The organism is Spirillospora sp. NPDC029432 (assembly GCF_040703975.1).
Lineage (GTDB): Bacteria > Actinomycetota > Actinomycetes > Streptosporangiales > Streptosporangiaceae > Spirillospora.
In genome coordinates, this window is record NZ_JBEZWH010000010.1 from 148,668 (window position 1) to 171,926 (window position 23,259).

23 protein-coding genes and 2 pseudogenes are annotated in these 23,259 nt (G+C 69.5%); 14 read left to right on the forward strand and 11 right to left on the reverse strand.

Translation table 11 applies throughout. The features are described 5' to 3' along the window. Window positions 1-12 precede the first annotated feature (12 nt). Window positions 13-2,562: a M64 family metallopeptidase gene (locus AB0881_RS11010; protein WP_366616123.1), complete on the reverse strand. Its 2,550-nt coding sequence runs from the start codon at window positions 2,560-2,562 to the stop codon at window positions 13-15. A 749-nt stretch (window positions 2,563-3,311) separates the two neighbouring features. On the opposite strand from AB0881_RS11010, the gene AB0881_RS11015 reads away from it, so the two are divergent. After that, entirely contained in the window at window positions 3,312-4,151 is an 840-nt protein-coding gene (locus AB0881_RS11015) for a DUF899 family protein (protein ID WP_366616124.1), read from the forward strand. Between the two features lie 74 nt (window positions 4,152-4,225). On the opposite strand, the gene AB0881_RS11020 is transcribed toward AB0881_RS11015, so the two are convergent. From AB0881_RS11020 to AB0881_RS11040, 5 genes are all read right to left on the reverse strand, one after another. Then, window positions 4,226-5,245, reverse strand: a complete 1,020-nt coding sequence (locus tag AB0881_RS11020; protein WP_366616126.1) for a sigma-70 family RNA polymerase sigma factor — start codon at window positions 5,243-5,245, stop codon at window positions 4,226-4,228. Between the two features lie 133 nt (window positions 5,246-5,378). Beyond that, window positions 5,379-5,759, reverse strand: coding sequence for a nuclear transport factor 2 family protein (locus tag AB0881_RS11025; RefSeq protein ID WP_366616127.1), 381 nt, complete (start codon window positions 5,757-5,759; stop codon window positions 5,379-5,381). A 56-nt stretch (window positions 5,760-5,815) separates the two neighbouring features. Then, window positions 5,816-6,121, reverse strand: coding sequence for a hypothetical protein (locus AB0881_RS11030; protein ID WP_366616128.1), 306 nt, complete (start codon window positions 6,119-6,121; stop codon window positions 5,816-5,818). A 93-nt stretch (window positions 6,122-6,214) separates the two neighbouring features. After that, complete coding sequence (locus tag AB0881_RS11035) at window positions 6,215-7,165, reverse strand: NAD(P)H-binding protein (protein ID WP_366616130.1); 951 nt, start codon at window positions 7,163-7,165, stop codon at window positions 6,215-6,217. A gap of 370 nt (window positions 7,166-7,535) precedes the next feature. Then, window positions 7,536-7,976: a ricin-type beta-trefoil lectin domain protein gene (locus AB0881_RS11040; protein WP_366616132.1), complete on the reverse strand. Its 441-nt coding sequence runs from the start codon at window positions 7,974-7,976 to the stop codon at window positions 7,536-7,538. Between the two features lie 360 nt (window positions 7,977-8,336). On the opposite strand from AB0881_RS11040, the gene AB0881_RS11045 reads away from it, so the two are divergent. From AB0881_RS11045 to AB0881_RS11060, 4 genes are all read left to right on the forward strand, one after another. After that, complete coding sequence (locus AB0881_RS11045; RefSeq protein WP_366616134.1) at window positions 8,337-9,056, forward strand: hypothetical protein; 720 nt, start codon at window positions 8,337-8,339, stop codon at window positions 9,054-9,056. Window positions 9,057-9,191: 135 nt separating this feature from the next. Further along, window positions 9,192-9,632 carry a DUF5713 family protein gene (locus AB0881_RS11050; protein ID WP_366616135.1) on the forward strand — a complete coding sequence of 147 codons (441 nt, stop codon included), beginning with the start codon at window positions 9,192-9,194 and terminating at the stop codon, window positions 9,630-9,632. Window positions 9,633-9,721: 89 nt separating this feature from the next. After that, window positions 9,722-10,141 (forward strand): hypothetical protein, encoded by a 420-nt coding sequence (locus AB0881_RS11055; RefSeq protein ID WP_366616137.1) that lies wholly within the window; start codon window positions 9,722-9,724, stop codon window positions 10,139-10,141. 182 nt (window positions 10,142-10,323) lie between these two features. Further along, window positions 10,324-11,007: an SMI1/KNR4 family protein gene (locus AB0881_RS11060; RefSeq protein ID WP_366616139.1), complete on the forward strand. Its 684-nt coding sequence runs from the start codon at window positions 10,324-10,326 to the stop codon at window positions 11,005-11,007. Between the two features lie 461 nt (window positions 11,008-11,468). On the opposite strand, the gene AB0881_RS11065 is transcribed toward AB0881_RS11060, so the two are convergent. After that, window positions 11,469-11,939, reverse strand: coding sequence for a nuclear transport factor 2 family protein (locus tag AB0881_RS11065; RefSeq protein ID WP_366616141.1), 471 nt, complete (start codon window positions 11,937-11,939; stop codon window positions 11,469-11,471). Between the two features lie 118 nt (window positions 11,940-12,057). Between AB0881_RS11065 and AB0881_RS11070 the strand changes: the two genes are divergently transcribed. After that, window positions 12,058-12,441 (forward strand): helix-turn-helix domain-containing protein, encoded by a 384-nt coding sequence (locus AB0881_RS11070; protein ID WP_366616143.1) that lies wholly within the window; start codon window positions 12,058-12,060, stop codon window positions 12,439-12,441. Then, window positions 12,399-12,569, forward strand: a pseudogene (locus AB0881_RS11075) (ArsR family transcriptional regulator); the annotation flags it as partial. The gene AB0881_RS11070 and the pseudogene AB0881_RS11075, both read left to right, overlap by 43 nt. A gap of 412 nt (window positions 12,570-12,981) precedes the next feature. Here AB0881_RS11075 and AB0881_RS11080 read toward each other — a convergent pair. Beyond that, the gene (locus tag AB0881_RS11080) at window positions 12,982-13,866 is read right to left on the reverse strand and encodes an aldo/keto reductase family oxidoreductase (RefSeq protein ID WP_366616144.1); all 885 of its coding nucleotides are present in this window, start codon (window positions 13,864-13,866) and stop codon (window positions 12,982-12,984) included. 93 nt (window positions 13,867-13,959) lie between these two features. Here AB0881_RS11080 and AB0881_RS11085 point away from each other — a divergent pair, with 93 nt between their 5' ends. From AB0881_RS11085 to AB0881_RS11095, 3 genes are all read left to right on the forward strand, one after another. After that, window positions 13,960-14,823: a LysR family transcriptional regulator gene (locus tag AB0881_RS11085; RefSeq protein ID WP_366616146.1), complete on the forward strand. Its 864-nt coding sequence runs from the start codon at window positions 13,960-13,962 to the stop codon at window positions 14,821-14,823. A gap of 182 nt (window positions 14,824-15,005) precedes the next feature. Further along, window positions 15,006-15,638, forward strand: coding sequence for a maleylpyruvate isomerase family mycothiol-dependent enzyme (locus tag AB0881_RS11090; protein WP_366616148.1), 633 nt, complete (start codon window positions 15,006-15,008; stop codon window positions 15,636-15,638). 123 nt (window positions 15,639-15,761) lie between these two features. Beyond that, complete coding sequence (locus AB0881_RS11095; protein WP_366616149.1) at window positions 15,762-16,784, forward strand: alpha/beta fold hydrolase; 1,023 nt, start codon at window positions 15,762-15,764, stop codon at window positions 16,782-16,784. Window positions 16,785-17,039: 255 nt separating this feature from the next. Here AB0881_RS11095 and AB0881_RS11100 read toward each other — a convergent pair whose 3' ends face one another. After that, entirely contained in the window at window positions 17,040-18,476 is a 1,437-nt protein-coding gene (locus AB0881_RS11100) for a serine hydrolase domain-containing protein (RefSeq protein WP_366616151.1), read from the reverse strand. 117 nt (window positions 18,477-18,593) lie between these two features. Between AB0881_RS11100 and AB0881_RS11105 the strand changes: the two genes are divergently transcribed. The 4 genes and pseudogenes from AB0881_RS11105 to AB0881_RS11120 all read left to right on the forward strand — a co-directional run bounded on the left by AB0881_RS11105 (window position 18,594) and on the right by AB0881_RS11120 (window position 20,947). Next, window positions 18,594-19,292, forward strand: a complete 699-nt coding sequence (locus AB0881_RS11105; protein WP_366616152.1) for a TetR/AcrR family transcriptional regulator C-terminal domain-containing protein — start codon at window positions 18,594-18,596, stop codon at window positions 19,290-19,292. A gap of 210 nt (window positions 19,293-19,502) precedes the next feature. Next, window positions 19,503-19,685, forward strand: coding sequence for a hypothetical protein (locus AB0881_RS11110; protein ID WP_366616154.1), 183 nt, complete (start codon window positions 19,503-19,505; stop codon window positions 19,683-19,685). 34 nt (window positions 19,686-19,719) lie between these two features. After that, window positions 19,720-19,935, forward strand: a pseudogene (locus AB0881_RS11115) (dihydrofolate reductase family protein); the annotation flags it as partial. A 370-nt stretch (window positions 19,936-20,305) separates the two neighbouring features. After that, window positions 20,306-20,947, forward strand: coding sequence for a methyltransferase domain-containing protein (locus tag AB0881_RS11120; RefSeq protein WP_366616155.1), 642 nt, complete (start codon window positions 20,306-20,308; stop codon window positions 20,945-20,947). Window positions 20,948-20,958: 11 nt separating this feature from the next. Here AB0881_RS11120 and AB0881_RS11125 read toward each other — a convergent pair whose 3' ends face one another. Together AB0881_RS11125 and AB0881_RS11130 are read right to left on the reverse strand one after the other, a co-directional pair. Next, complete coding sequence (locus AB0881_RS11125) at window positions 20,959-21,750, reverse strand: aminoglycoside adenylyltransferase family protein (protein ID WP_366616156.1); 792 nt, start codon at window positions 21,748-21,750, stop codon at window positions 20,959-20,961. Beyond that, window positions 21,747-23,240 carry a PLP-dependent aminotransferase family protein gene (locus AB0881_RS11130; protein WP_366616157.1) on the reverse strand — a complete coding sequence of 498 codons (1,494 nt, stop codon included), beginning with the start codon at window positions 23,238-23,240 and terminating at the stop codon, window positions 21,747-21,749. The genes AB0881_RS11125 and AB0881_RS11130 overlap by 4 nt, the downstream gene beginning before the upstream one ends. Window positions 23,241-23,259: the final 19 nt, after the last annotated feature.

Genomic DNA, 23,259 nt, shown 5'->3' on the forward strand with positions numbered 1-23,259 from the left:
CGGCCCGGCCATTCAGAGCGTCCCGAGATGCATGGTGGCGCTGAGAGCGGCGTGGTAGCTGGGGTCGACCCGGTGGACGATCAGCCACTTGCAGACGTCACAGAACGCGCCGCCGTCTTCGAAGATCCCGGACCAGAACGCCGGCTGCTTGTCGCTGTTGCGCATCCTGCAACGACCGGCGGGCCGGTAGAAACCACCGGCGAATGCGTTGGCCCCTTCGAACACCCCCAGTGTCTTGGTGGAGTCGCAGGGCGGGAAGAACCCGGGTATATCGATCGGCTTGTCGTCCTCTACCCGGGCGTGCACATGGTCGGGATCCCGGTTCATCGGGCTTCTGTTGGCCACCAGCCACTGCTGCACCTTCTCGTCCACCACCTCGACCGCCTGCCCGCCGATCATGAGCGGGGCGTACAGCACGGAGCCGCGGTCGAACTTCGGGAACGGAGGTGTCGCGTCGATGAGCACGATCGTGCCGAGCGACTCGTCTATAGCGCCTATGTGCAGTCCGACCAGGAATTGGCTGGGGTCCGGGCTCAGCGGAAGCAGCTGCCTGTTTTTCCCGAGCTTGAAGTTGCGCAGGCGGACCTCGGCGCCGTCCTTCTTCGCCTGGACCCACTTGCCGATGTAGCGGGGGTCGATCGCGACCTTGATACCGCCCTCTACGTTCACCGACTCGACGAGGAGCTTCGCGGACAGGCTCATCAGGGGCAGGTGAAGCCACTTGAGCTTGGTCGGGTCGATCAGCCTGCTGGGCTCCGGGGCGGCGCGCAGGAATCCGAGTACCGACAGGTTGTCATGGACGAGGTCGGCGGTCTGTGCGGCGGAGTCGCCGTCGCCGTCCTGGAACTCGTACTCGTCGCCCAGATTGAAGGTGTGCCCGAACTCGTGGGTGACCGTGTCGACGAGGTCGGTGAGGTCCGGCTGGACCGCACCCTGGGGGTTGCGGCGCATCTCCCGCTTGTCGACCAGGTCGGAATACGCGATCGGGAGGGTGAGCTTCCTGTCCATCGTCTGCACCGCGAGGAGCCCGCCGAGGTTGGTCCCGCCTTTGAGGTCGTCGTTGGCGACTATCGCGACCAAGCCCAAGCTGAGCTGGGGCTTCGTGGGATTGGACGCCGGCACCCAGTTCTTGCCGATCACGGAGAACGGCGCGTAGGCATACCTCAGGCCGCCGAGGTACCGCATGATCGATGTGCCCGGGCTCGCCCCGGTCTCCGCGAACAGTTCCGGCGGATGCCGCCGCGGGTCCGGCGAGAGGCGCCGGGTGACCTGGAAGCCGTAGAACTCGTACACCCGGGCGATGAATTTCTTCAGCTCGTCGGACGCCGGCTCCGAGTCCGTCGGCGGCCGGGGCACTGGAGCGGACGAACCCGACAGCCGATCGGCCGGGCGGCTGCCGAGATACAGTCCGAACACCGTGTCCCGCGCGTGCAGGATTCCAACCGCGTCATGGCTCCTCCATTCAGAGAGGAGCCCGGGAGTTATCAGGGATTCGTCGAATTCCAAGCCCTGGCGCTTCCAGATGTTCACGAGATCGAACCGGCTCTCGTTGTGCATCGGCAGGCCGACCCGGGCGACCAGCTCCTGCAAGGTGTAGACCCCCGGCCGGCTGTTCTCGTTCCTGTTGAACGGAATAGGCCGCGCCTGGGTGAGATCCGCGTCCGTCACGCGGAAGCCGCACGTGAGCAGATGCTCTTGCGAGGGGATGAACGCCTTGAAGACGTTGAAGCTGCCCTCCAGCATCGGGTACGGCTCATGCCTCGGCTTGTCGAACATCTCACGCACGGTCTTCGTGACGACCTCGTCGAAGAGCTTGCGGTCCTCGTCGGTGTCCCGGAAACCCTCCGAGAGAAAGAGGACATTGTGCATGTCGTCGGCGTGCGGAACATCCGGGGTCTGGATGGGATATAGGTCCGGGCGGGACCTCGTGTAGTCGAACACCCGCACCGGCAGTTTTGCCGTCTTCCCGAGGAAGGACCCCGTGATATGGGTGGGATCGGCCGTCTCGGCGAGGCCGCGTAGCCGGCCCTGCGGGGTGATCGCGAGCTTCGCCGGCTCGTCGGGAGTCAGCGTCACGTACCGGTGGCCCGTGATGTCCCCGATCCGGTCGGCGCCGGTGGCGTCGTCGCTGAACTTCGCATAGATCGACGGCTGCGCGTGCGCGATGCCGGGACGCGTCGCGGTTCCGGCGTCCAGCGCCGTGGTGATGGAGTCGTTCCCGAACCACCACGCCGTGATCTGGTTGTGCACCTGGAGGCGCCCGACGATGTACGCCGTCTCCCAGCGGGCCTGGAACAGGTACACGCCGGGAGTCGCCGCGGTCACCAGTCCGGTCGTCGGCTCGATCTTGGGCAGACCGTCGAGACGATGGCCCACCTCGTTGTGCGGCGCGAAGAACTCGAACGTGCACTCGGCGGTGACATCCTCGAGGCTGTAGCGATCGGGTACGTCGGGATCGAACAAGCGGTCCATGACGGCCACCCGGAGCGCCGGCGTGCCGGACAGCGCGACGTGCATATCGCAGTGCGGGAACAGCACCAGGTCGAGGGATTCAGGGGCCATGCCCGTCCCCATGAGCCGACAGGGAGGGGCCTTCGCCGAACACGGTCCGCCGGCCCGGTGGCGGCCCACCCGGTCGGCTCGCGTCGCTCGGATACGACCAGATCATGTCGCCCATCCCCGTGCCGACGTGGAAAGCGGGCCCCCACCCGCGTCACCGACCACCAACGCCATGACAACCCCCTTGACACAGCCCTCGGGCGTCAACGTGCCAGAGGAGTGAACCGGGTGCCCCTTTTCGAGGCCGCAACTGCTCTCCCGTAGCCACGAAAGCCCGGTCAACGGTGCTGACTCCGCAGCGATTGTCCTGGTCAGCGCCTGCGAAGCCGGCTGAACGGCTCCACATAGGCGACGCTACTGAGCGCCCGGTCTGCCGGTTGCAAACGCATGACACCAGGACCACAAGCTCAGGTAACGGTCTGGCCCACCAGTTGGATGCCGCCCCGGCACCAGCGACACAATCACCAGTGGCCCGCGCGTCGCGCCGAACTGTTGCGCGGACCTCTCCCCCACGGCGGCTCACCATCACCGAATGCGGCCGTGCCGTGAACGTCAGAGCGGTCTGACCATCAGCCGAGGTAGCCGTCGAAGACGTTGCAGCAGAGGCGGCCAATCGTTACGCGGAGCAGCGTCGTGGGCATGGTCGGGAGCGGTAGAGCCAGGTCGGATCGCACACTACGGTGACCCCGGCCGGGAACGATGTCGCCCGGAAGCGACCCGTGGCCACGCCGAGGCGATCCTAGGAGCCGCCGATGTCCGAGAACCCGAGCAATGCACGACCGCCGGTCGTCGACCGCGCGACCTTCGAGCGGCAGTTGGAGGAGCTGCGGGCGAGAGAGAAGGCCCACACCCGCGAAGGCGACGCGATCGCCGCCGCCCGCCGCAGGCTCCCGATGGTCGAGGTGGCCGCGGACAGCCCGCTGCTGGGGCCGGACGGCCCGACAACGCTCCTGGACGCGTTCGAGGGACGACGCCAGTTGATCGCCTACTACTTCATGTGGTGGCCCGGTCGGCCGGCCGCTGAGCAGTGCGAGGGCTGCACCTGGGTGATGAGCCACGTGGGCGAGCTGGCCTATCTGCACTCCCGGGACATCACCTTCGCCGTGTTCTCCCAGGGACGGAACACGGCCTACGGCTTCGCGGACGCGCAGACCTCGTACGAGGAATCCCTGCGCTATCGCGCCTTCATGGGCTGGACGATGCCGTGGTACTCCGCCCAGCCGTCCCTCGATTCCCTTCTTACCGGCCGGGAGCTCGGCCTGTTCCACCTTGTGTGCTACCTGCGCGACGACGATCGCGTCTTCGAGACGTACTGGACCAAACGTCGCGGCGCCGAGGCCGTGGACAACAGTTACGCGCTCATGGACCTCACGGTGTTCGGGCGCCAGGAGGACTGGGAGGACTCACCGGCAGGCTGGCCGCGCCGTGGAAGCGCCATGCGGACCCTGGGCGGGGCCCCTGACTGGCCGCCGCTGTGGGAGTGGCCGGGTGGACGTCCCACGGCGCAGTGGCCACGTGTCGACCGCGGCATCTCCGATGACTTGGGCGGCACCGACACGGGCCCGGCGACCGAGCCCGGTCACTGCCACTGACAGGGGCGATACGTCACGAGGTTCGACGGCGGCCGCGGAATCGGTGTCGGCGGTGATGCGGGCGTTCCTGAAGGTCATTTCCACTCTTGCGGGGATACCCGCCGCGCCTCCCGGTCCATCTCGGGGGCCGTCTGTGCCAGATCGAACAGCGTGAAGACGCCGGGGTCCATGAACGCGACGATCCGGTCGATGCCGGCAGGTGACAGGGTGAGCACGTGGAGTGCGTGGGCGCGGAAGCCGCCGTCCCGGTGCCGGTGGTAGAGCGCGACGGCGGGTTGTCCGTTGGCGTCAGCGCGGACGGTGCGTATCCGGCCGGGGGCCGGCAGGCGAGGGGCCAGGAACCTGGCGATGGTGTCCCGGCCGGTGAACCAGGTGGGGATGGGCGGCATCTCGAAGGTCGCCTCGTGTGCCAGCGTCTGCGTCAGCAGGTCGATGTCGGACGTTTGGAACGCGGCGATGTAGCGCCGGAGTAGCTCGCGCTTGCGGTCTTCGGTGGGTTCGGTGACGTTCAGTCCGGAGTGCGGGAGGTCGTCCAGTCGCGTTCTGGCGCGTTGCAGGAGGCTGTTGACGGATGCGACGGTGGTGTCGAGCAGCTCGGCGACCTCGGCGGCACGCCACGCCAGCACATCGCGCAGGATGAGCACCGCGCGCTGTCTGGGCGGCAGCACCTGCAGGGCGGTGATCAGCGCAAGGCGCAAGGTCGATCGATCGGCTATCACCTCGGCGGGGTCTCGTGTCTCGTCGGACACGGGGGTGGGGAAGGGCTGCAACCACGGCAGGTCCAGCCGGCGCGGTCCGGGCGGCGCCGCAGGGTCGCCGCTGGGTGCGCCGAGCCCGGACGGCAGCGGGCGGCGCCCGGCCTGCTCGGCAGCGCGGAGGCAGGCGTTGGTCGCGATCCGGTACAGCCACGTTCGCAACGAAGACCGGCCGCTGAACGTCTCGTAGGAGCGCCAGGCACGCAGATAGGTCTCTTGAACGAGGTCTTCCGCATCGTGCGCCGACCCGACCATCCGGTAGCAGAGGCTCAGTAGATCGTTGCGGTAGGGAGCCGTCAGGCGGGTGAACTCCTCAACCGACCTCACTGTCCGCGTCACGGCGACTCCTGTCCGCTTGGGCCGATCGTCGTGGCCTCGGTACGGCCAGGCCAGGCCGCACCCTTGCCGCTGAGCGCTGGCCACCCCGACGTGCTGTCCACCTGGAAATCCCGCCGCCGCGTCTGGAAAGCGCTCAACCGGCGGCCGCCTCCTCTGTTTCCTGGGCCTTGCGGATCTCGTAGGTGTCGAAGACCACCACATCGGAGATGATCTTCCCGTCCCGCAGCACCAGGTGATCGACGACGCGCAGCGTTCCGAACGGGACGGTCCTCATGTTGTAGATCACCATCGCCTGTCCGGCGTCACCCAGCGCCGCGATGACGTCCACACCTTCGACGATCCGCGTGAACTCCCCGATCACCGCCGTCACCGCGTCGATGCCCTCGGCGCGCACCCGCGGGCTCTCGAACACCACGTCATCGGCCAGACATTCCGCGACCGTGACCATGTCACCGGCCCCGAACGCCTTGATGAACGCCGTCGCGACCTCGGCGGCCGCCATGCGATCTGTCATGAACCTCTCCAACTATCGATTCCTGCGCTGAACCCGGTCACCGCTGAGGGCATCGCTCACGGACTGAGGAAGCGGTAGGCGCCGACCAGGGTCGCGGCACTGCGTCCCGGTCCGTCGGCGGCGCGGTCCTCGAGTTCTTCCTGGAACCGCCTGAACGCGCTCAGCCGGGGCAGGGGGTCGTCCTCTCCCTCGATTACGGCGATGTGGACGAACGTCACGCCGTCGGCCAGCCGTAGCGTGGCGTACCGCAGCCCGCCCGGCTCTTCTGCGGCGAGCTGCTCGAACACCCGCTCGACCAGCTCCTGGTTGGCCTCTGCGGCGGCCTCGTTCACCTGGTACTTCACGACCACGGTTCTGCTCACGGGCTCTCCTGACGTGTTCGCCGGTGTTACTGATCCGGCGACCGGCCGGAACTCATCGGTCCGTTACGGCCGGTGCACGGATGCGGATCGTTCTCAGGCGGCGCGCCGGGGGCGCGTCGCGGTCGAGTAGTCAGAGATCGGCCGCGACGAGCGGATGGCCGGCACCAGCTCGTCGCGGATGAAGTCCTCGATGCGGTACGCCGCCGGGGCCGCGGGCGGGAACTCGTCCGGCGGTTCGGTCCCCATCGCGGTGGCGATGGCCCAGGTCTGGTTGAGCAGTGTCGCGAAGCTGCGTCCGGTGCCGGCAGCCATGAGGTCCGCGATGTCGGCTTCGGCGGATACCTGCGCCACCCCCACGGGACTGCCGAGGTGCTCGCCGATCAGCCCGGCGATCTCCCTCATCGTGATGGGGCGGACGGGATGGACCGGTGCGGTGCTGACTCCACGAAAGTGCAGATCTTTGAGAAGACCTACGGCGACGGCCGCGACATCGCGTGCGCTGACCAAGCGGAGGGTGACGTCGGTGCCCAGGGGCGAGCTGAGAACGCCGCTTTCCCTCATTGGTCCCAGGAAGTAGTACAGGATCTCGAAGAAGCTCGGCGGCTGGACATGCACCAAATTGAGGCCGGCCACCTGGTTGAGGATGGACTCGATGGTCGCGTGCCCGGCGATCAGTCCGCCCACACGGTCGTCGTCGGCCCCCTGCGTGCTGATGAACGCCGCATGCCGCAGGCCGGCCTGCGCGGCGGCCGAGGCGTAGACCCCGGCGATCCTGCGCTGGTAGCGGGGAAAGTCCGGTGCGGCGGGATGCGGCGGAACGATCAGCAGGGCACCGTCGGCGTCGGCGAAGGCGTCCTCCACGTAGCCCCGGTCGGCCAGATCACCGACGAAGACATCGGCGCCGGCCGCCTCCAGTTCCTTCAGACGCTCACGGTCGCGGCCCATCACGCGGCCGCGGTGGCCGGCCCGAAGAAGCTCGTGCGCCGCATATCCACCGACATGCCCGGTCGCCGCGGTCACCGCGTAGGTTCGTACGTTGTCCATCAGCTCTCCAGCGTTTCGAATCGTCCACCTGAATAGATCCGGTGGACGTCCCGAACTCATCGCCGGGATCAGCGATGGACGCCGGTGCGGGCTGGGCATGGGCAGCCTCTTCGCGCCCAGAACGAGCAGAGCGGTCAGCGGCCCCGATCGGTACTACCTTGGCTCCCCCCATGACCATCGCGACAACCTGGCAGGCTGGTGCATCCCGAGTTCGGTGGCGGCGCGTTGTCGGAATCCTCGTGCCTTCGACAACACGGAGAATCACAGGATGCCCAGGAGCCATCCCCCGGAGTTTCGCCGCAAGGTGCTGGATCTGGTCAAGGCTGGACGAGCGAACGGCCCGGCCCTTGAGGGGCCGAGCCGGTAGGGCTCAGTTGTGCGTTCCGATCCACTCGAAGAGCGGGCTGGTGAGGTCACCCGTACGATCGGCACGGACACCGTCGTCGCCGATCTCGGCCCGCAGGTAGGTGTAGTACGCCGCGCTGTACAGCGTCCCACCGGTGTAGTGGAAGACCTGGCCATAGGCGTTGTTCACGCACGTGCTGGTCCAGGTCGCGTTGCTCGCGGTCTTGTTGTCGGTTGTCAGGCAGCGGCCGGTCGCCCGGTTCTTCAGCATGTTGTTGCTGGTGCCGATCCAGTCCCACTGCTGGTTGGTGCTGCCTGTACAGGTCGTCAGCCAGGCGGCACCGGAGGTCCCGCCGGTCAGGCAGTTGAAGGACGCCAGGTTCTGGAACGTCCAGTAGACGGGGGCAGCCTGTGCAGGGCTGGAGAACAGGGCCAGGGCGGCCCCCAGGACGGCATTGAGCGCCAAGACCACGGCGGTGCGCCGAGCAAGAAGGAAGCGTCGCATGCCGTGACCGTGATCAGCATGTGTGAACACAGCACGTCGAGGCGGCGTACGGCGCGTCCCGTGACGGTGAACGCCAGGCGCCTTGGCCGCAACCGGTCGCGGGGCGCGACCTGTTCACTACCGAGGACCCGACCGAAACCCGCTCGCGCTGGCGCCTCGGCTATCTGGCCGACTTGTGAGCGCGTACTCGGGCGAAGCGGGACGGCACGTCCTCCCGACTACGGGGATTGATTTCCGGCAATGCCTTATCGGAGGTGATCCCCTCCGAGCGCCCTCCCTGAGCATGATTGAGATTCGCCTGGAGCCCACGAGAGGCCGATCATGACCGCCCCCCGGGACCCTCAGCCCGAAGAACCGCCCTCGGAAGAGAGCACCCCCGCGCACAAGGAGCGCAGCAAAGACGAGCGTGCCGCCAACCTCGACAAGATGATGGCTCAGGCGGCGTCCGGGCAGGACAACGAGGTCACCGGACCCGAGGTGGAGAACCAGCCGGCTCCACCAGACGCTAATTCGCCGAGTCCGCCATCGCCTTGGCCGTGGCCCGCCCCGCCGCCGCTCTTCCCTCATGAGGGGCTGCCCGTCACACCGCCTGAGGCTCAGTTCTCTCCCCCGCACCATCATCCGGGCCAATCCGCCCCCCAGAGCGGCTTCCCCGGCTTTCCCGGCATCCCCTGGGACACCGTCTTCGACGCGGTCATGTACGTGAACGCCGCGATCCTCGGCGGAGTCATCGGCAACCGCTCCGACGCTGGAGTCGTCGCCACCTTCCGCTGGCTGGCGCGCCGCCGACGCCGATCGCTTCCGGACCCGCTGACCGACGAAGAACTCATGGAACGAGCTATTGATGCGGCAGTCCGGCACGGCTACCCCCGCCGCCGCCTTCGCCCCTTGGAGGTGTCGAGAGGCGGCAGTGCGACGCTTCCTGTGGCCCTGCTCCGGGTCACCTGGAGCAAGACCGTGCTGGTCGTGCGCGTGGACACCGTGCATCCTAACCGTAGCCTGGTCGATCCCGTGAGGTTGTTCCCACCGCACAAGCCTTGACGCCGCACCTGCCAGGCCCGTCACGCTGGAACGGGCCGCGCCCACTGTCACAAGCGCGGATCACCGGTCTGTTCGCAGTCAAGGCGCCGCTTCACGAGACGACGTTCTGGCGAATGCTGTAGGAGACGTGCCCGGATGGGTGAGGTCGAGCCCGGAGTTGAAGCCGCCGAGCCCTGTTATGTCAGTGGTGCCGTGCACAATCGGAGACCGGTCGGGAAGAAGAAGGAGTTCACGGTGGCGCTCACGAACCGGCAGGTGGCCGGTCACGCCTTCCTGAAGGGCATGTACGACGACGGGTACTTCCCCGATCATCTCGTCGACAAGGGGAAGGCGATCTTGCTGGGACTGTGCGAGCGGATCGAGGCCGAGCGACCGTCGGACCTGGCGGCCTTGTACACGCTCACGCAGGCCGCGACGGAGGAGTTCAACGCGCTCGCGGAAGAGTTCTACGCCGCCGACAGTGAGATCGAGACCGTTGCCCGAGAGCTGATCGCCGAAGACTTCGGTTTCGTGGCGTCGGTATATGGCTACCCAGAGGCTGATGTGGAGAAGTTGATCGCCACTCGCGACTGGTGAACTCGGCGGCCGCCGGATCGTGACACGACCGCCGTTCGATCAATGCCCGATGAGGGTGTGCGGGCGGCGCTGTCGGGGCGGTGCCGCAATTGCGGATCGAGCCGCCGGGCAGGATCGAGCAGATCGTGCGTTCGTGCCGGGCCCGGTTCGAGCGGTCGTTCTGCGAGCAGGTGACGGCCCGGTTGTCGGCCGAGTCGACCGCGGCTCTGCTGGAGCCGGCCAAGGGCGCGGACGGGTTCTTGGCAGAGTTGAAGTCCGATCCGGGGCGGCTGGGGGTGGAGACGTTGCTGGAGGAGATCGTCAAGCTGCGGCGGGCCAAGGCGATCGGGTTGCCGGCGGATCTGTTCGGCGGGTTCTCCGAGCGGCTGGGGGCCTCATGGCGGGCCAGAGCAATGGCCTCGCCCCCCTCCGATTTCGCTGCCAATCGGGAGCCGGTGCGGCTGACGCTGCTGGCCGCACCGGCGTGGAGCCGGACCGCCGGGATCACCGACGCGTTGGTGATCTGCTGATCGGGCTGATCGGCAAGGTCAATACCAAGGCTGAGCGCAAGGTCGAACAGGCGATGTTCGCTGAGGTTGTGTTGAACAACCAGTGATCTCGCTGAGGCAAGAACCGTGTGGAACGCCGCTTTGCCGGTAGGATCGTCTCTGCCTGATCGACCAGTCGATCTCGTGACAAGTGGTGATAGCGGATGGACACGGAGTCGTTTCAGCGCACCTGGAGACGCTTCGCGACCTGGCTCGCCGAGAACGTGCCGGAGGACCATGCCCTGCTCAGCCCTCCGGCGAGTGACGCGCAGATCGCCGCCGTCGAGGCCGCGTACCAGATGGAGTTGCATCCCGAATTGAGGGCGCTGTTGCGGCTGCACAACGGTACCCGCTCGGGAGGCGACCCCTTCGGACGGTTTCTGCCGCTGGGACACAAGTTGATCGGTACCCAGAACATCGTTGGGTTCCGGGACATGTTGACAAGCCCGGAGATGCGCGGCTCCTACCCGCACGACAGTGTCGAGGGCCACCCTCATTTTTGGGTTCCGTTCGCCGAGCCCAAGGATGGCGGTCTCGCCTTCATCGATCACCACCCGGGACCGACCTACGGGCATGTGTACGAGCTCGGTATCGGTTCGGGCGCCATCGATGCCCAGCAGTGGGCGCCCAGTCTCAGCGCGCTCTTCGCAGCGCTGGCGACGGCCGTGGAGACCGGCGTTCCTTTCCAGGATTATCGCCCCGCTCTCGCGGAATTCCTGAAAGCTCCCGCACCCGGCCTCTCCCACGCCGTCGGGCTGCGATTCCTCGACTGGAGGATCGGGCCGGAACCACCGCCCGATGAGCATGCCTTTATCGTCCACCAGGTCATCGGGCCTCGCCACGAGTAAGTACCTGTTGAATGATTGCCGATCAGGTTGGGTGTGGGACGGTTTGTGCGGGTGTGTGGCACCGTCCCCGGGCGGGCGACTCATAGCGCGGGCGGGGCGTCGGCCCTGAGCAGGGCGAGCAGGTCGCCGGTGGAGGGTGCGTTCTGTTCGGCTCTGCGCCGCCGCCAGGCCCGCGTCCGGCAGGCCGGCGAACCTCCAGCAGCTCGCGCAGCGCCGGCACCAAGAGGAATCGCGCCGCATGGTATTTGGAGGCGACCTTCCCTCCCCGCGACCGGCACGGTGACGGTGCCATCACCCCGCAGTTGGGGCAGTCGTAGCGTTCGACCGCCTCGGCGGCTTCCTCCGGTGCCGGCTCTACCTGGCCAGTCTCGCAGAATCGGTCATTCTGTGAGCGCAGAGAGTGACGGCCGCTACGCGTAGCTACTCTTGCCCCTGGTCGCACGGACCTGGGTGGAGGGCGCCTAGAGCGACGATGGCTGCGCCCGTTGACGGGCTGCGGCTTCCAGGTCGCGGTTGCCCTCCTCGTACAGCACCCGGACACGGGAGGAGCACAGTTTCCATCCACCGTCTCGCCGTGTGAGGCCAAGGGTGTAATGACAGCCGATCACCCAGATAGGGGCATCGGCGGCTTCGGTGATCAGGTGGGTGACACGGGCGTCGAACCGCGCCGTCGCCTCGGGTTCCTCGCCCGGTTCGACGACGATCGGACCCAGCAGGTGTTGCGTGGCATCGAAACCGGGGAGGAAACTCCGCAGGCCCGACACGAAATCGTCTGCGGACACCAGTTCCGGACCACCCTGTTTCGACGGGTAATCAAGATCAATGGAATCCGTCGTCAGTGCGCCGATCGTTTGCCAATCATGCGCGTCCAGCGCATGAAAGAGCCGAGTCGCCACTTCCGCGATCGCTATCTTCTCAATGGGTTGCACCATTTCGCTCCTCCGCTCGGATGGTCGCCTGGCCGGTGGTACGGACATGCCGTACCGATGTCCGGGGCGGCTCCCGGCCCTGGCACGCTGGGATGTGTCGGCAACCCTAAGGAGGCCCTCCGTGGCTCACCAAACGGTCAGCTACACAGCGACCGAGTTCCTGCACAGCTGCCCGGGCCCGGTGGTCGAGCCCTCCCCGTCGTGCCCAGTAGAGATCACCCTCGCCGCGATACGCGGACGGTGGACCGCCCTGGTCATCCTCGAACTGCTGCATGGCCCGCGCAGCTTCAGCCAGCTCGCACAGGCCCTGCCCGCACTCTCGGACAAGGTCCTCACCGACCGGCTGACCCAACTGGTCGAGGCCGGCGCCCTCGATCGGCACCGCACGCCGGGCTGGCCACCAAGAGTGCGCTACGCCCTCACCGAACGCGGCAGCGCCCTCGCACCGGTCCTGCAGGCGCTGTGGGAGTGGGGCTCGACCACCACAGCCCCTCGGTCGCAGTAGGCAACAACCAACGCGAGCTGGGGCCGGCCCAGTCCACGGTGTCCAAGCACCTGGGCCGCCTGCGCGGCTGCGGGCTGGTGGACTACCGCGCCGAGGGCCGCCAGACGTTCTACTTCATCGCCGCCCCACCCCAGGGGACATCGGGTGGGGCAAATGCGGGCGTCGGGCAGCAAGTCCCGCGTTCCTTGTCCGAAGCCGACCATCGCCCGGCCCGCGTGGCCGCCGACGCATCACTGCCGTGACCTGCGCAGGTTTCATCGATCTGACCGCGAACGGGGCGCGGCCACGTCGTTATCCCGGTCGGCCCGACGCGTGTCGCGCTGGTCTTATCCCGCTGTGTCCGCACCGGGATCCGTTCGGGAGGCGGGTGCCGTGTACGCCCCCGTGACCTGCGGCGCTCTCTCTACTTTGGCCCTGGGGTCACGTTCGGGAGAACACCGCCGGGATGTGCGAGCAGCTCCCCTCGGTCATCACGGATGAGGCCCGCATCGCATCATCCGCCACTCCCCTTGATCCCGCGGAGGGGCGGGCTGCGTCCTGTCAGTGGCCGATCTTGTCCAGCTCGGCGAGTTCCTCGTCGGAGAGCGAGAGTCCCGCACCGGCGACATTCTCGCGCAGGTGCGCCACCGACGACGTGCCGGGAATGAGCAGGATGTTCGGCGACCGCCGGAGCAGCCAGGCCAGGGCGACCGACATCGGCGTCGCGTCCAGCCGGGCGGCCACGGCGGAAAGCGCCGCGGACTGCAACGGGGTGAAGCCGCCGAGCGGAAAGAAGGGCACGTAGGCGATGCCCTTCTCCGCGAGTTCGTCGATCAGCTCGTCGTCCTGGCGGTAGGCGAGGTTGTACATGTTCTGAACGCACACGATCGGCGCGATCGCCTGCGCCTCGGCTACCTGTTCCGCCGTCGCGTTGCTCACTCCGAGGTGCCGGATCAGGCCCTGCTGTTGGAGTTGGACAAGGGTCTCGAAGGGCTCGGTGAGCGAGCCGGGCCGGGGGCCCTGAGCGTCGCCGAGTCGCAGATTGACCACGTCGAGCGAGTCGAGGCCGAGGTCCTCGAGGTTCTCGTGGACGGCGCGGCGCAGCTCCTCGGGACGCCGGGCGGGAGGCCAGCCGCCCTGCTGATCGCGGACCGCGCCGACCTTGGTCACGATGTGCAGCGCTTCGGAGTAGGGGTGCAGCGCTTCACGGATCAGCTGGTTGGTGACGCGCGGGCCGTATGCGCCGGCGGTGTCGAAATGGGTGATGCCGAGGCCGGCGGCCTCGCGCAGGACGGCGAGTGCGCCGTCGCGGTCGGCGGGCGGGCCCATGACTCCGGGGCCGGCGAGCTGCATGGCGCCGTAGCCGAAGCGGGTGACGGTCAGATCGCCCAGGGTCCAGGTGCCGCCGGGCAGTGACGCGGAGGATGCGTTGATGGGTTCGCTCATGCCGTCGATGCTCGCTCGCGGACAGGCGGCGCCTCCAATATCGATGCAGTGGCCTGTAATACCTGGCAGGTATCACCGAGGTAGTTTGTGGCCATGGACGCCTTGGAGACCCGTGAGCTGAGGTACTTCGTGGCCGTCGCGGAGGAGCTGCACTTCGGACGCGCCGCCGAACGCCTCGGCATGGCCCAGCCACCGCTGTCCCGGGCGATCCAGCAGCTCGAGCGGCGCCTCGGCGTAGGCCTGCTGGTGCGCGACCGCCGCGGCGTCGCCCTGACCGGCGCCGGAGAGATGCTGCTGCACGAGGGCCGCGCAGCCCTCGACGCGATCACCGCCGCCGCTCGCCGTACCCGCCGCGCCGGTGGCGCGGACAGTCCGGACGGCCCCCGCAACCGCCTGGTGCTGGCGGTGAAAGCCGGGGCCTCTCACGAACTGCTGCACAAGCTCCTCGACGCCTACGCGGCCGAACCCGACGCCGCCGAGATCGAGGTGCTGCCGAGCGGCACGTGCGAGCAGGAGGAGATGCTGCGCGATGGCCGCGCTGATGTGGCGCTCATGCACGCGCCGTTCAACTCCCTCGCCGGGTTCGACAGCGAGGAACTGATGACCGAGGGGCAGATCGCCATCCTGCCCTCCGCGCATCCCCTCGCCGCGCGGAGGACTCTGTCACTGGCCGACGTCGGCGACATCCCCGACCTGCCGCTCGCCCGCTGGGCTCGCCGCGGCACGTACCCGCCAGGCCCGGGCCCCGAGATCCACGACCAGACGCAGCTGGCCCAGCTGATCGCCCTCGGACGCACCGTGGCCGTCTTCCCCGACTCCGCCCGCGCCTGGCTGTGGGCCGAGCACACCGCCGTCCCCCTGACCGACGCACCCCCCGTCGTCACCCACATCGCCTGGCCCGCGCACAGCCGCTCCCTCGCCCTCGCCGGGCTGATCCGCACGGCCACACGGCTATGACGCGCCGTCCTGCTTGACGCACCGGCACCGCCTGACCGTCGCCCCTCACACCACACCGTGGACGTTCCTTAGCCCCGCACCCATCGGGGCGGTGGAGGAGATTTTCGGGAGGGGTTGTCCATTCCGGTCAGGGTCGTTCGTGGTGAGGGTGTACGGCGTCGTGAGCACCTGAGGAGCCCGAGATGGACCAGACCCTTGCCTGGCTGGAGGCCGAACGCCTCGATCTGGCCGCCTTCCTGGACGGCCTGTCGCCCGCCGAATGGGCGGCGGAGTCCCTGTGCCCCGGGTGGACCGTGCGCGATGTGGCCGCCCACCTGACCCTGTCCACCCGCGTCACGCTCCCCGCCACGGTCAAGGGCATGATCCGGGCCCGGGGCGACTGGGACCGGATGACCGGCGACATGGCCAGGGAACGTGCCGCCCGGTTCGAGCCCGCCGAACTCGTCGCGCAGATCCGCGAGACGGCCGGCTCGTCCCACCGCGCCCCCGGCGCCGGCCTGCTGGACCCTCTCGTCGACACCCTGGTACATGGCCAGGACATCGCGCGTCCCCTCGGCCGGACACGCCAGATGCCCATCGGGCCCGCCGCCGCGGGGCTCGACCATGTTCGCGCCAGCCGCTTCTACGGAGCCCGCAAGCGCCTGCGCGGACTGCGCCTGACCGCCACCGACACGGAATGGTCGGCCGGAGACGGGCCCGAGGAGATCCGGGGCCCGATCGGCGACCTCCTTCTCATCGCGACCGGCCGCCGTGCCGGCCTCACCGGCGTGTCCGGGGCGGGTCTCGACCGCCTCACCGCGGCCATGCAGCCCTAGGACCTATCGGCCGGCGTGACCGCGTCCGGCCACGCCGGGGGGCCGCGTACGGGTGAGCATGGCGGTATGCGGCGTCCAGGGATGTTGTTCGCGCCGTCCCGCAACGGCGTGGGGGGCTGAGCGGTGGACGGCGAGCCACGCTTCAAGGTCCATTTCTGTGCCGCCGAGGGCGGGGTGCGCGTCGCGTACGCCACGGTCGGTCACGGTCCCCTGCTGGTCATCCCTCCCGCCTGGATCAGCCATCTGGAGTTGCTGTGGCAGGACCCGGCGGTGCGTGCGCTCCTCGTTCCGCTGGCCGCGCGCCGGACGCTGGTGCTGTACGACAGGCCCGGCTGTGGCCTGTCGGATCCGTGGCCGGGCCGGCAGACGGTGGACACCGGGGCGCGGGTCCTGCGGACGGTCGTCGACCATCTGCGGCAGGATCGTTTCGAACTGCTGGGGGTGTCGACGGCCGCGGTGGCGTCGCTGGCCTTCGCCGCCCGGCATCCGGAGCGCGTCGAACGGCTGATCGTCTACGGTGGCTACGCCGACGGCCGCCAGGTGGCGTCCGCGCGGGTCCGGGCGGCGCTGCTCGAGCTGGTACGCGCCCACTGGGGACTGGGTTCGGACGTGCTGGCCGACATCTTCATGGCCGACGCCGACACGGAGGTGAGGGCGCGCTTCGTCGACCTGCAGCGCGGCGTGGCCACGGCGGAGTCCGCCTGCGAACTGCTGGACCAGTGCTACGAGGCGTGCGCGGAGGACCTGCTGGACCAGGTGGTGTCGCCCACGCTGGTGCTGCACCGCCGCGGCGACCGGGCCATCCCGCACCGGCTCGGACGTGACCTGGCCGCGCGGATCCCCGGGGCACGGCTGGTGACGCTCGCCGGGCGCAGTCACCTGCCCTGGGCCGGGGACTCCGCCCAGGTGGTCCGCGCGATCCTGGAGTTCCTGGGCGAGGCCGCCGCGCCCGCGGACGATGTGCTCACTCCCCGCCAGCTCCAGGTCGCGTCCCTGGTCGCGGACGGGTTGAGCAACCGCCAGATCGCCCGGAGCCTGGGCATCGAGGAGCGTTCCGCCGAAGGCCATGTGGAACGGATCCGCCTCCGGCTCGACGTCCGTTCCCGCGCCCAGATCGCCGCCTGGTGGGCTCGGCGCGGACGTTGAGGCCCCTCCCGCTCGGCTCCGTGCCACCGGCCGTAGAGTAGCTGTGCGTGCTCGCGGTGACGCTTCGTGGCCGCCTGGTCGGGCCGGCGAGCATCGTGCGCGTCAGGGCTTCGTCGCCGAACCTCCGCTCCACCTGGAGCGGCTTGCTCGGATCAGCGGCCGGTTCCACAACCTGAACAGGAATCTTCTGATCGCCCATGCTGATCGTCCAGGCGGCGCACTGGGTGTGCACCTGCCGCAGGGCCGCCATCCAGGTCACCGCGTCCCCGGCTGCGCGCTGCGGTCCCCAGAACGGGCGGTGGGCGGCACCCGGCTGAACAGCCGCCCGGCGAGGTCGGCTCCGATGATCGCGCCGTTCCGGTCGCGGGTGAAGAAGCCGCGCTGTCCGGTGAGGCCGCCGCCGGTGACGATGTACTCGTCGCCGTCGCCGGGGAGCAGACCGAGACCGGCGGCCGGGAGATCGGCGGGCATCTCGGCGTCGGAGGCGGCGCGGAGTTCAGGCTTGATCGCGCAGGCGATCGTGAGCCCGGAGGCGTCGGTGTCGATGGTGATCGTCATCATCTCGTTGGCGTAGTCGCCCACGACCTCACGGGCGCGCTCGGCGTCGAAGGGCAGCGGTTCGGGGGCTCGGTCGATCACCCCCAGGTAGTGCTCCAGCGCCCAGTGGACGATGGCCTGGTTGAGTTCGAGGCCGCGGTCGGGACCCTCGTTGGAGGCCACGACGACGGCGAAGTCGCGTTCGGGGACCAGGCGCAGGTCGGCGAACTGGCCCCTGGCCGAGCCGCCGTGTTCGACGATGCGGACGCCGTCGGTGTCGCGCAGGAACCAGCCGATGCCGGTGGCGTCGCCGAGCGAGGTGCCCCGCAGTTCGACCGTCGGCTGCTGCATCTGGTGGAGCACCTGGGCGGGCATCACGCGGGCGCCGGTGTCGGAGCGGCCGTACGAGAGGTGGAAGCGGGCCCAGCGCAGCAGGTCGGCCACCGAGCCGATGGCGCCGCCGCCGGGGTTGTTGGCGCGGCTCTCCTTCCAGGGCGCCAGAGCCGTCAGTGCGCCGTCCTGGCCGCGCTCGTGCGGGGCCGCGAAGGACCGGGACAACGCTTCCTCGAGCGAGTAGGTGGTGTCGGTCATTCCCAGCGGCTGGAACAGCAGCGTGGTGACTGCCTGGTCGAAGGCACGGCCGGTGACCTTCTCGATGATCCGTCCGGCCAGGTTGTAGGCCGTCTGGCTGTAGGAGGGCCGGCCGCCGGGCCGGCCGATCAGCTCCGACTCCTTCAGCCGTGCCACGTAGTCGGCCAGCGCGTCGTCTCCCTTTCCGGTCTCGGCGCTGAACCGCCAGTCCAGCCCGGCGGTGTGGTTGAGCAACTGCAGCACCGTGATCTTCGCGGCGTGCTGCTCGTCGGCGAGTTCGAGCTCGGGCACGTACCGGCGCACCGGCGCGTGCAGCTCGACGCGACCGTCGGCGACCAGGCGCATCAGCGCGGTCGCGGTGAAGGACTTGGAGATCGAGCCCACGAGGAACAGCGTGTCCTGGTCGACCGGTTGCGGGTCATCGATGCTGGTGACGCCGTGACAGCCGTAAACGGCCTTGTTGTCGACCCAGATCCCGACCGCGACGCCCGGGACGCCCAGCTCGGTGGCCTTGGCGGTGACGAACTCCTGCAGCGTGCTCTCCTGCGGCGTGGTCGAGGTCATGTCGTTTTCCTTCTCACATCGCGACTTGTACGGCGTTCAAGTGGAACCGTAGAGCATGACTTGAACAGCGTGCAAGTTCTTGTTGAACGGCGTGCAAGTCGCGCCGTATCGTGGGGCATGCCGCGCGACACCCTCACCCGTGACCAGATCGTCCGGGCCGCCATCGACCTGTTGGACGCCGACGGACTGGAGGGCCTGAGCATGCGCGCCCTGGGCCGGCGCCTGGACTCGGCGGCCACCGCGGTCTACTGGCACGTGGGCAGCAAGGACAACCTCATCGCCCTTGCCGGCGACCAGGTGTGGAACGAGATCGAGCTGCCCGACCTGGCGGTGGTCGACTGGCGTACCGCCGCCACACAGATGGCCACCGGCCTGCACACGATGCTCATCGCTCACCCATGGCTGATAGAGGCGTTCGGCTCGTTCCTGCTGTCCAGCACCGGCAAGGCCCGCCACGACGACCACACCCTCGCCGTCTACGAAGCGGCCGGATTCACCGGCACGCAGGCCGACCAGTCCGCCGCCGTCTTCACCTACGTGCTCGGCAACGCCCTCGGCCCGGCCGCGACCGCGACCGCCTCACTCACCCGCAAACTCGACCGTGACGGCGGCACCGCCGACGAGAAGATGCTCGACCACATGGCCAAGGCCAGCCAGATCGCGGCGCAGTTCCCACGGTTGCAGGCCCGCTTCGATCAAGCCGCCGACTACGCGGCCGCCCCCGACCACACATTCGAGTTCGGCCTCCACGCCCTCCTCGACGGCCTGGAGGCACAACTCACCGCACGCCACCCACAGAACACCATCGCCCCCTGACATCCCGACCGAGCCCCTCGATCACCGCTCGCCGTCCTCTCTCAAACGGGGCTCGGCCTCTCACCGGGCCTGCTACGTGGGGGCCAGTCGCTCGGTGATATTGCCGCCGAGCGAGAAGCGCATCGGCCGGTCCACCGCCTACGCCGCGGTCGGCCCACCCCGCCGGTCGCAGCCTGCTGGACGACGGGGCCAGCCGTAGGATCACCCGGAATGAGTGACGATGAGTGGAATCACATCATCCGTTCGGCGAAGCGGGGCGAGCCCGGCCCTTGGACGTGCCCTGAGTGCGACGAGTACGCCGTCGAGTTGGGTCAGCGGTTCGAGCAGGGCCACGTGGTGGAGCACACACTGATGTGCTTCGCCTGCGAGGCTGAGGTCGTTGCACCTGCCTGAACCCGACGTACAAGGACACGCTGTCCCGCCCACCAGGCTGAGCGCGCGCGACGTCCGTGTCGGCGGCGGGGCCACGACCATCCGCGCCTTCCTGGAGACAGACCTGGTGGACACCCTGCATGTGGTGGTGGTTCCATCGATCAAGCTCGGCTCCGGTGCCCGCCTGTGGGAGTCCCCGGACGAGCTGACCGACCGCTACCACCTCGATGTCGTCCCGAGCCTGAGTGGGGTGGTGCACCACCTGTCCTAGCGGAAGTGAGTACCTGTTCCAGATCTGCTGATCTTTGGTGGGCTGCGACGGTGTCGGGCATGGCGACGGCATGGCCGTTCGGCGTTCGCTCTAGTGACCCGGCCACTCGGCGGCCACGCCACCTACCGCCCTACGGGACTGCTGGCCGACGATGTCTGGGATCGTGTTTTAGTCATCACGGATGGGTGACAACTGGTCATTTATGAGGCCACGAAGCGTCACCGCAATCACGCACAGCTACTTTGCGGTCGTTGGCACGGACCCCGAGTGGAGGGCCTTGAGGTAGTGCTGGGGTAATTCCCCGCCTGACGCGGCGCGCTCCGCCATTGGACCCTTCATTGCGGAACCCGTCGACCTCCAGGAGCGGCACATGCCCGACGTCAGCACACCGCCGGCCCCCAACCCCGTGCGCGGGCGCCTGAACTCGGCGTTCTTCGCGCTCACGGCCGGATACACCGACCGGCGGCTCGCCGTCCACAAGCGGCGGCTCTTCGACCGGCCCGGCGTGGTCGCCGAGATCGGTGCGGGCAACGGCCCGAACCTGCGCTACCTCCCCGCGGGTACGGCCGTGCACGCCGTCGAGCCCAACCCGTACTTCCATCGGCGGCTGCGGCGGACGGCCGCCGGGCACGGCATCGACCTGACCGTCCATCCGGTACCGGGCGAGGCGATCGACCTGGACGACGCCAGCGTGGACACCGTGATCTGCACCTGGGTGCTGTGCACGGTCCGCGACCCGGCCCAGGTGCTCCGGGAGGTCCACCGGATCCTGCGGCCCGGCGGCCGCTTCGCGTTCATCGAGCACGTCGCCGCTCCGGGCGGTGCCGTGCGGCGGACGCAGCGGCTGGTGCGCCGGCCGTGGCGGTGGACGTTCGAGGGCTGCCACACCGACCGGGACACCGCGGCCGCCATCCCCGCGGTGGGCTTCGCCTCCGTGGACATCACCGAGTTCCGGTTCCGTTCCGGGTTCGTCCCCGTCCGCACCCAGATCGCCGGCACCGCCGTGCGCTGACGCGACACCGTTCATCGGCCCCGTGGCCGATCGTGCGGTGCGGCCTCGGTCAGGCGGGCTATCTCGCCGGTCACGTGGTCGGTGTACGGGCGGAGGCGTGGCCGGAGGCCGTCCCAGCGTTCGGTCTCGGCGCCGAGGTAGACGGCTCGCGCGTGGGACGGTACGGCGCGGTGCTCCTCCGGCAGGTGCGCGATCGCCCAGGCGGCCGCGGCGTCCTTGGAGGTGATCTCTCCGGTCGCCAGGGTCGTCCAGATCCGGGCGAGGGTGAGGACGACGTTGCGGGTGTCGTCGTCGAGTTCGGCGAGCAGTTCCGGGACGCCGGCGGTGATCCCGCGCCGCAGGTCCTCGTGCGGCACGGGGTCGAGGACCTCCGCCGGCGGCGGGCCGGACAGCGCGCTGTCCCCCGCCAGGACCATGGTGATCAGTGGCGCGAGGTCGGGGCCGGGCTCCGGGGCGGGGGTGTGGCCGCGCTCGTACTCCTCGCGCAGCCACTCGCCGTACTGGAACTCGCATTCGGGCGGGTAACGCCAGGGCCGGACGGCGGACTGGACGACCACGGTGAACTCGACGGGGCGCAGCGGGTCGTTCATGCCGGAGATCGGGAGGAGACCGTCGACGAGCGCGCGCCGCTCCGCCGCCGTGGTGGGCCGCCGTACGACGGCGAGCACGTCGATGTCGCTGGTCGCCCGCAGCCCGCCGAGCACGGCGGAGCCGTGCCGGTAGAGGCCGATGATGTCCGGGCCGAGTACCTCGTTCGCCAGCCGGACGACGCGTTCCGTCTGCGCCGCCTCGCGTCCGTTCACGTGGCATCACCGGTCCCCATGCTGTGCGACTCGATGGTCTCGGCGAGGGTGGCGACGGCCTCGGCGATGGCCGCGGGCGGTGTGGCGGCGTAGCCGAGGACGAGGCCTTCGGGGCCGGGGAGGCGGCGGTGCCAGGACAGGGGGTGGACCTTGACGCCGCGGTCGAGGGCGGCGGCGGCCAGGGCGGCGGCCGGTACGGGCGAGTCGAACGTGATCGTCAGGTGCAGGCCGGCCGCGGCTCCGTGGACGGTGGCGCCGGGCATGCGGGAACGGATGGCGTCGATCATGGCGTCGCGGCGGCGCCGGTGCCGGCGGCGGACCAGGCGCAGGCGGCGTTCCATCTCGCCGGACTCCATCAGCCGGGCGAGCACCAGCTGCGGCAGGGCGGCGTTGCCGAGGTCGGCGAACCGCTTGGCGGCGACCAGGGCGTCGCGGTACGGGGGCGGCGCGATCACCCAGCCGATGCGCAGGGCGGGGGCGAGGAGCTTGGAGACGCTGCCGGCGTAGAAGACGCGTTCGGGGAGCATGGAGTGCAGGGCGGGGACGGGCGGGCGGTCGTAGCGGTGCTCGGCGTCGTAGTCGTCCTCGATGATCAGGCCGCCCCAGTCCATGAGGTCGCGGCGGCGGTCGCCGGCCAGGACGGCGCCGGTCGGGAACTGGTGGGCGGGGGTCAGCAGGACGGCCGGGGCGCCGGTGCCGCGGAGGGCGTCCACGCGGATCCCGGCGGCGTCGACCGGGACGGGCGGGGTCCGCATGCCCCAGTGCTCGAGGTGCTGGCGGGTGCCGAGGGAGCCGGGGTCCTCGACGGCGATGCCGGTGACGCCGGTCGCGGCGAGGACGCGGGCGATCAGGCCGAGCGCCTGGGCGGTGCCGGCGACGATGACGACCTCGGCGGGGTCGACGCGGACGCCGCGGTTGCGGGCGAGCCAGCCGGCGACGGCGCGGCGCAGTTCGGGGGTGCCGTGCGGGTCGCCGTACCCGAGGCCGGAGGTCCGCAGGGTGGAGAGCACGGAGCGTTCGGCGCGCAGCCAGGCGGCGCGGGGGAACGCGGCCAGGTCGGGCAGGCCGGGGGTCAGGTCGATGCGGGCGGGGGCGGCGCGGAGCGCGTCGAAGGCGTCCGCGCCGGGGTCGGAGGCGAACGGCGCCGGCGGCGGGCCGGGGCGCGCGGGAGGAGGGGCGGCGACCGGGGCGGCGACGACGATCGTGCCGAGGCGGCCGCGGCCCGCGGCGTGGCCGTCCTCGATGAGGCGCTGGTACGCCTCGGTGACGACGCCGCGCGATACGCGCAGGTCGGCGGCCAGGACGCGGGTGGCGGGCAGCCGGGTCCCCACGGGCAGCTGGCCGTCGGAGACCGCCTGCCGGAGGCGGCCGGCGAGCCAGTCCGACAGCCCGCCCGGCGGCGCCTCGCGGACGTCCAGCTGGAGGAAGTCGGAGCCTCCGGTTATGGACCGGTCGGACCGTGCCTGTTTGGACCTGTTCACGCGGTCCATTGTGGCGGGACGGTGGACG

Coding starts and splice junctions, on each gene's coding strand:
- AB0881_RS11010 (WP_366616123.1), bottom strand. CDS start 2,562: ATGGCCCCTGAATCCCTCGACCTGGTGCTGTTCCCGCACTGCGATATG.
- AB0881_RS11015 (WP_366616124.1), top strand. CDS start 3,312: ATGTCCGAGAACCCGAGCAATGCACGACCGCCGGTCGTCGACCGCGCG.
- AB0881_RS11025 (WP_366616127.1), bottom strand. CDS start 5,759: ATGACAGATCGCATGGCGGCCGCCGAGGTCGCGACGGCGTTCATCAAG.
- AB0881_RS11035 (WP_366616130.1), bottom strand. CDS start 7,165: ATGGACAACGTACGAACCTACGCGGTGACCGCGGCGACCGGGCATGTC.
- AB0881_RS11045 (WP_366616134.1), top strand. CDS start 8,337: ATGACCGCCCCCCGGGACCCTCAGCCCGAAGAACCGCCCTCGGAAGAG.
- AB0881_RS11050 (WP_366616135.1), top strand. CDS start 9,192: ATGGGTGAGGTCGAGCCCGGAGTTGAAGCCGCCGAGCCCTGTTATGTC.
- AB0881_RS11060 (WP_366616139.1), top strand. CDS start 10,324: ATGGACACGGAGTCGTTTCAGCGCACCTGGAGACGCTTCGCGACCTGG.
- AB0881_RS11065 (WP_366616141.1), bottom strand. CDS start 11,939: ATGGTGCAACCCATTGAGAAGATAGCGATCGCGGAAGTGGCGACTCGG.
- AB0881_RS11080 (WP_366616144.1), bottom strand. CDS start 13,866: ATGAGCGAACCCATCAACGCATCCTCCGCGTCACTGCCCGGCGGCACC.
- AB0881_RS11085 (WP_366616146.1), top strand. CDS start 13,960: ATGGACGCCTTGGAGACCCGTGAGCTGAGGTACTTCGTGGCCGTCGCG.
- AB0881_RS11090 (WP_366616148.1), top strand. CDS start 15,006: ATGGACCAGACCCTTGCCTGGCTGGAGGCCGAACGCCTCGATCTGGCC.
- AB0881_RS11100 (WP_366616151.1), bottom strand. CDS start 18,476: ATGACCTCGACCACGCCGCAGGAGAGCACGCTGCAGGAGTTCGTCACC.
- AB0881_RS11105 (WP_366616152.1), top strand. CDS start 18,594: ATGCCGCGCGACACCCTCACCCGTGACCAGATCGTCCGGGCCGCCATC.
- AB0881_RS11110 (WP_366616154.1), top strand. CDS start 19,503: ATGAGTGACGATGAGTGGAATCACATCATCCGTTCGGCGAAGCGGGGC.
- AB0881_RS11120 (WP_366616155.1), top strand. CDS start 20,306: ATGCCCGACGTCAGCACACCGCCGGCCCCCAACCCCGTGCGCGGGCGC.
- AB0881_RS11130 (WP_366616157.1), bottom strand. CDS start 23,240: ATGGACCGCGTGAACAGGTCCAAACAGGCACGGTCCGACCGGTCCATA.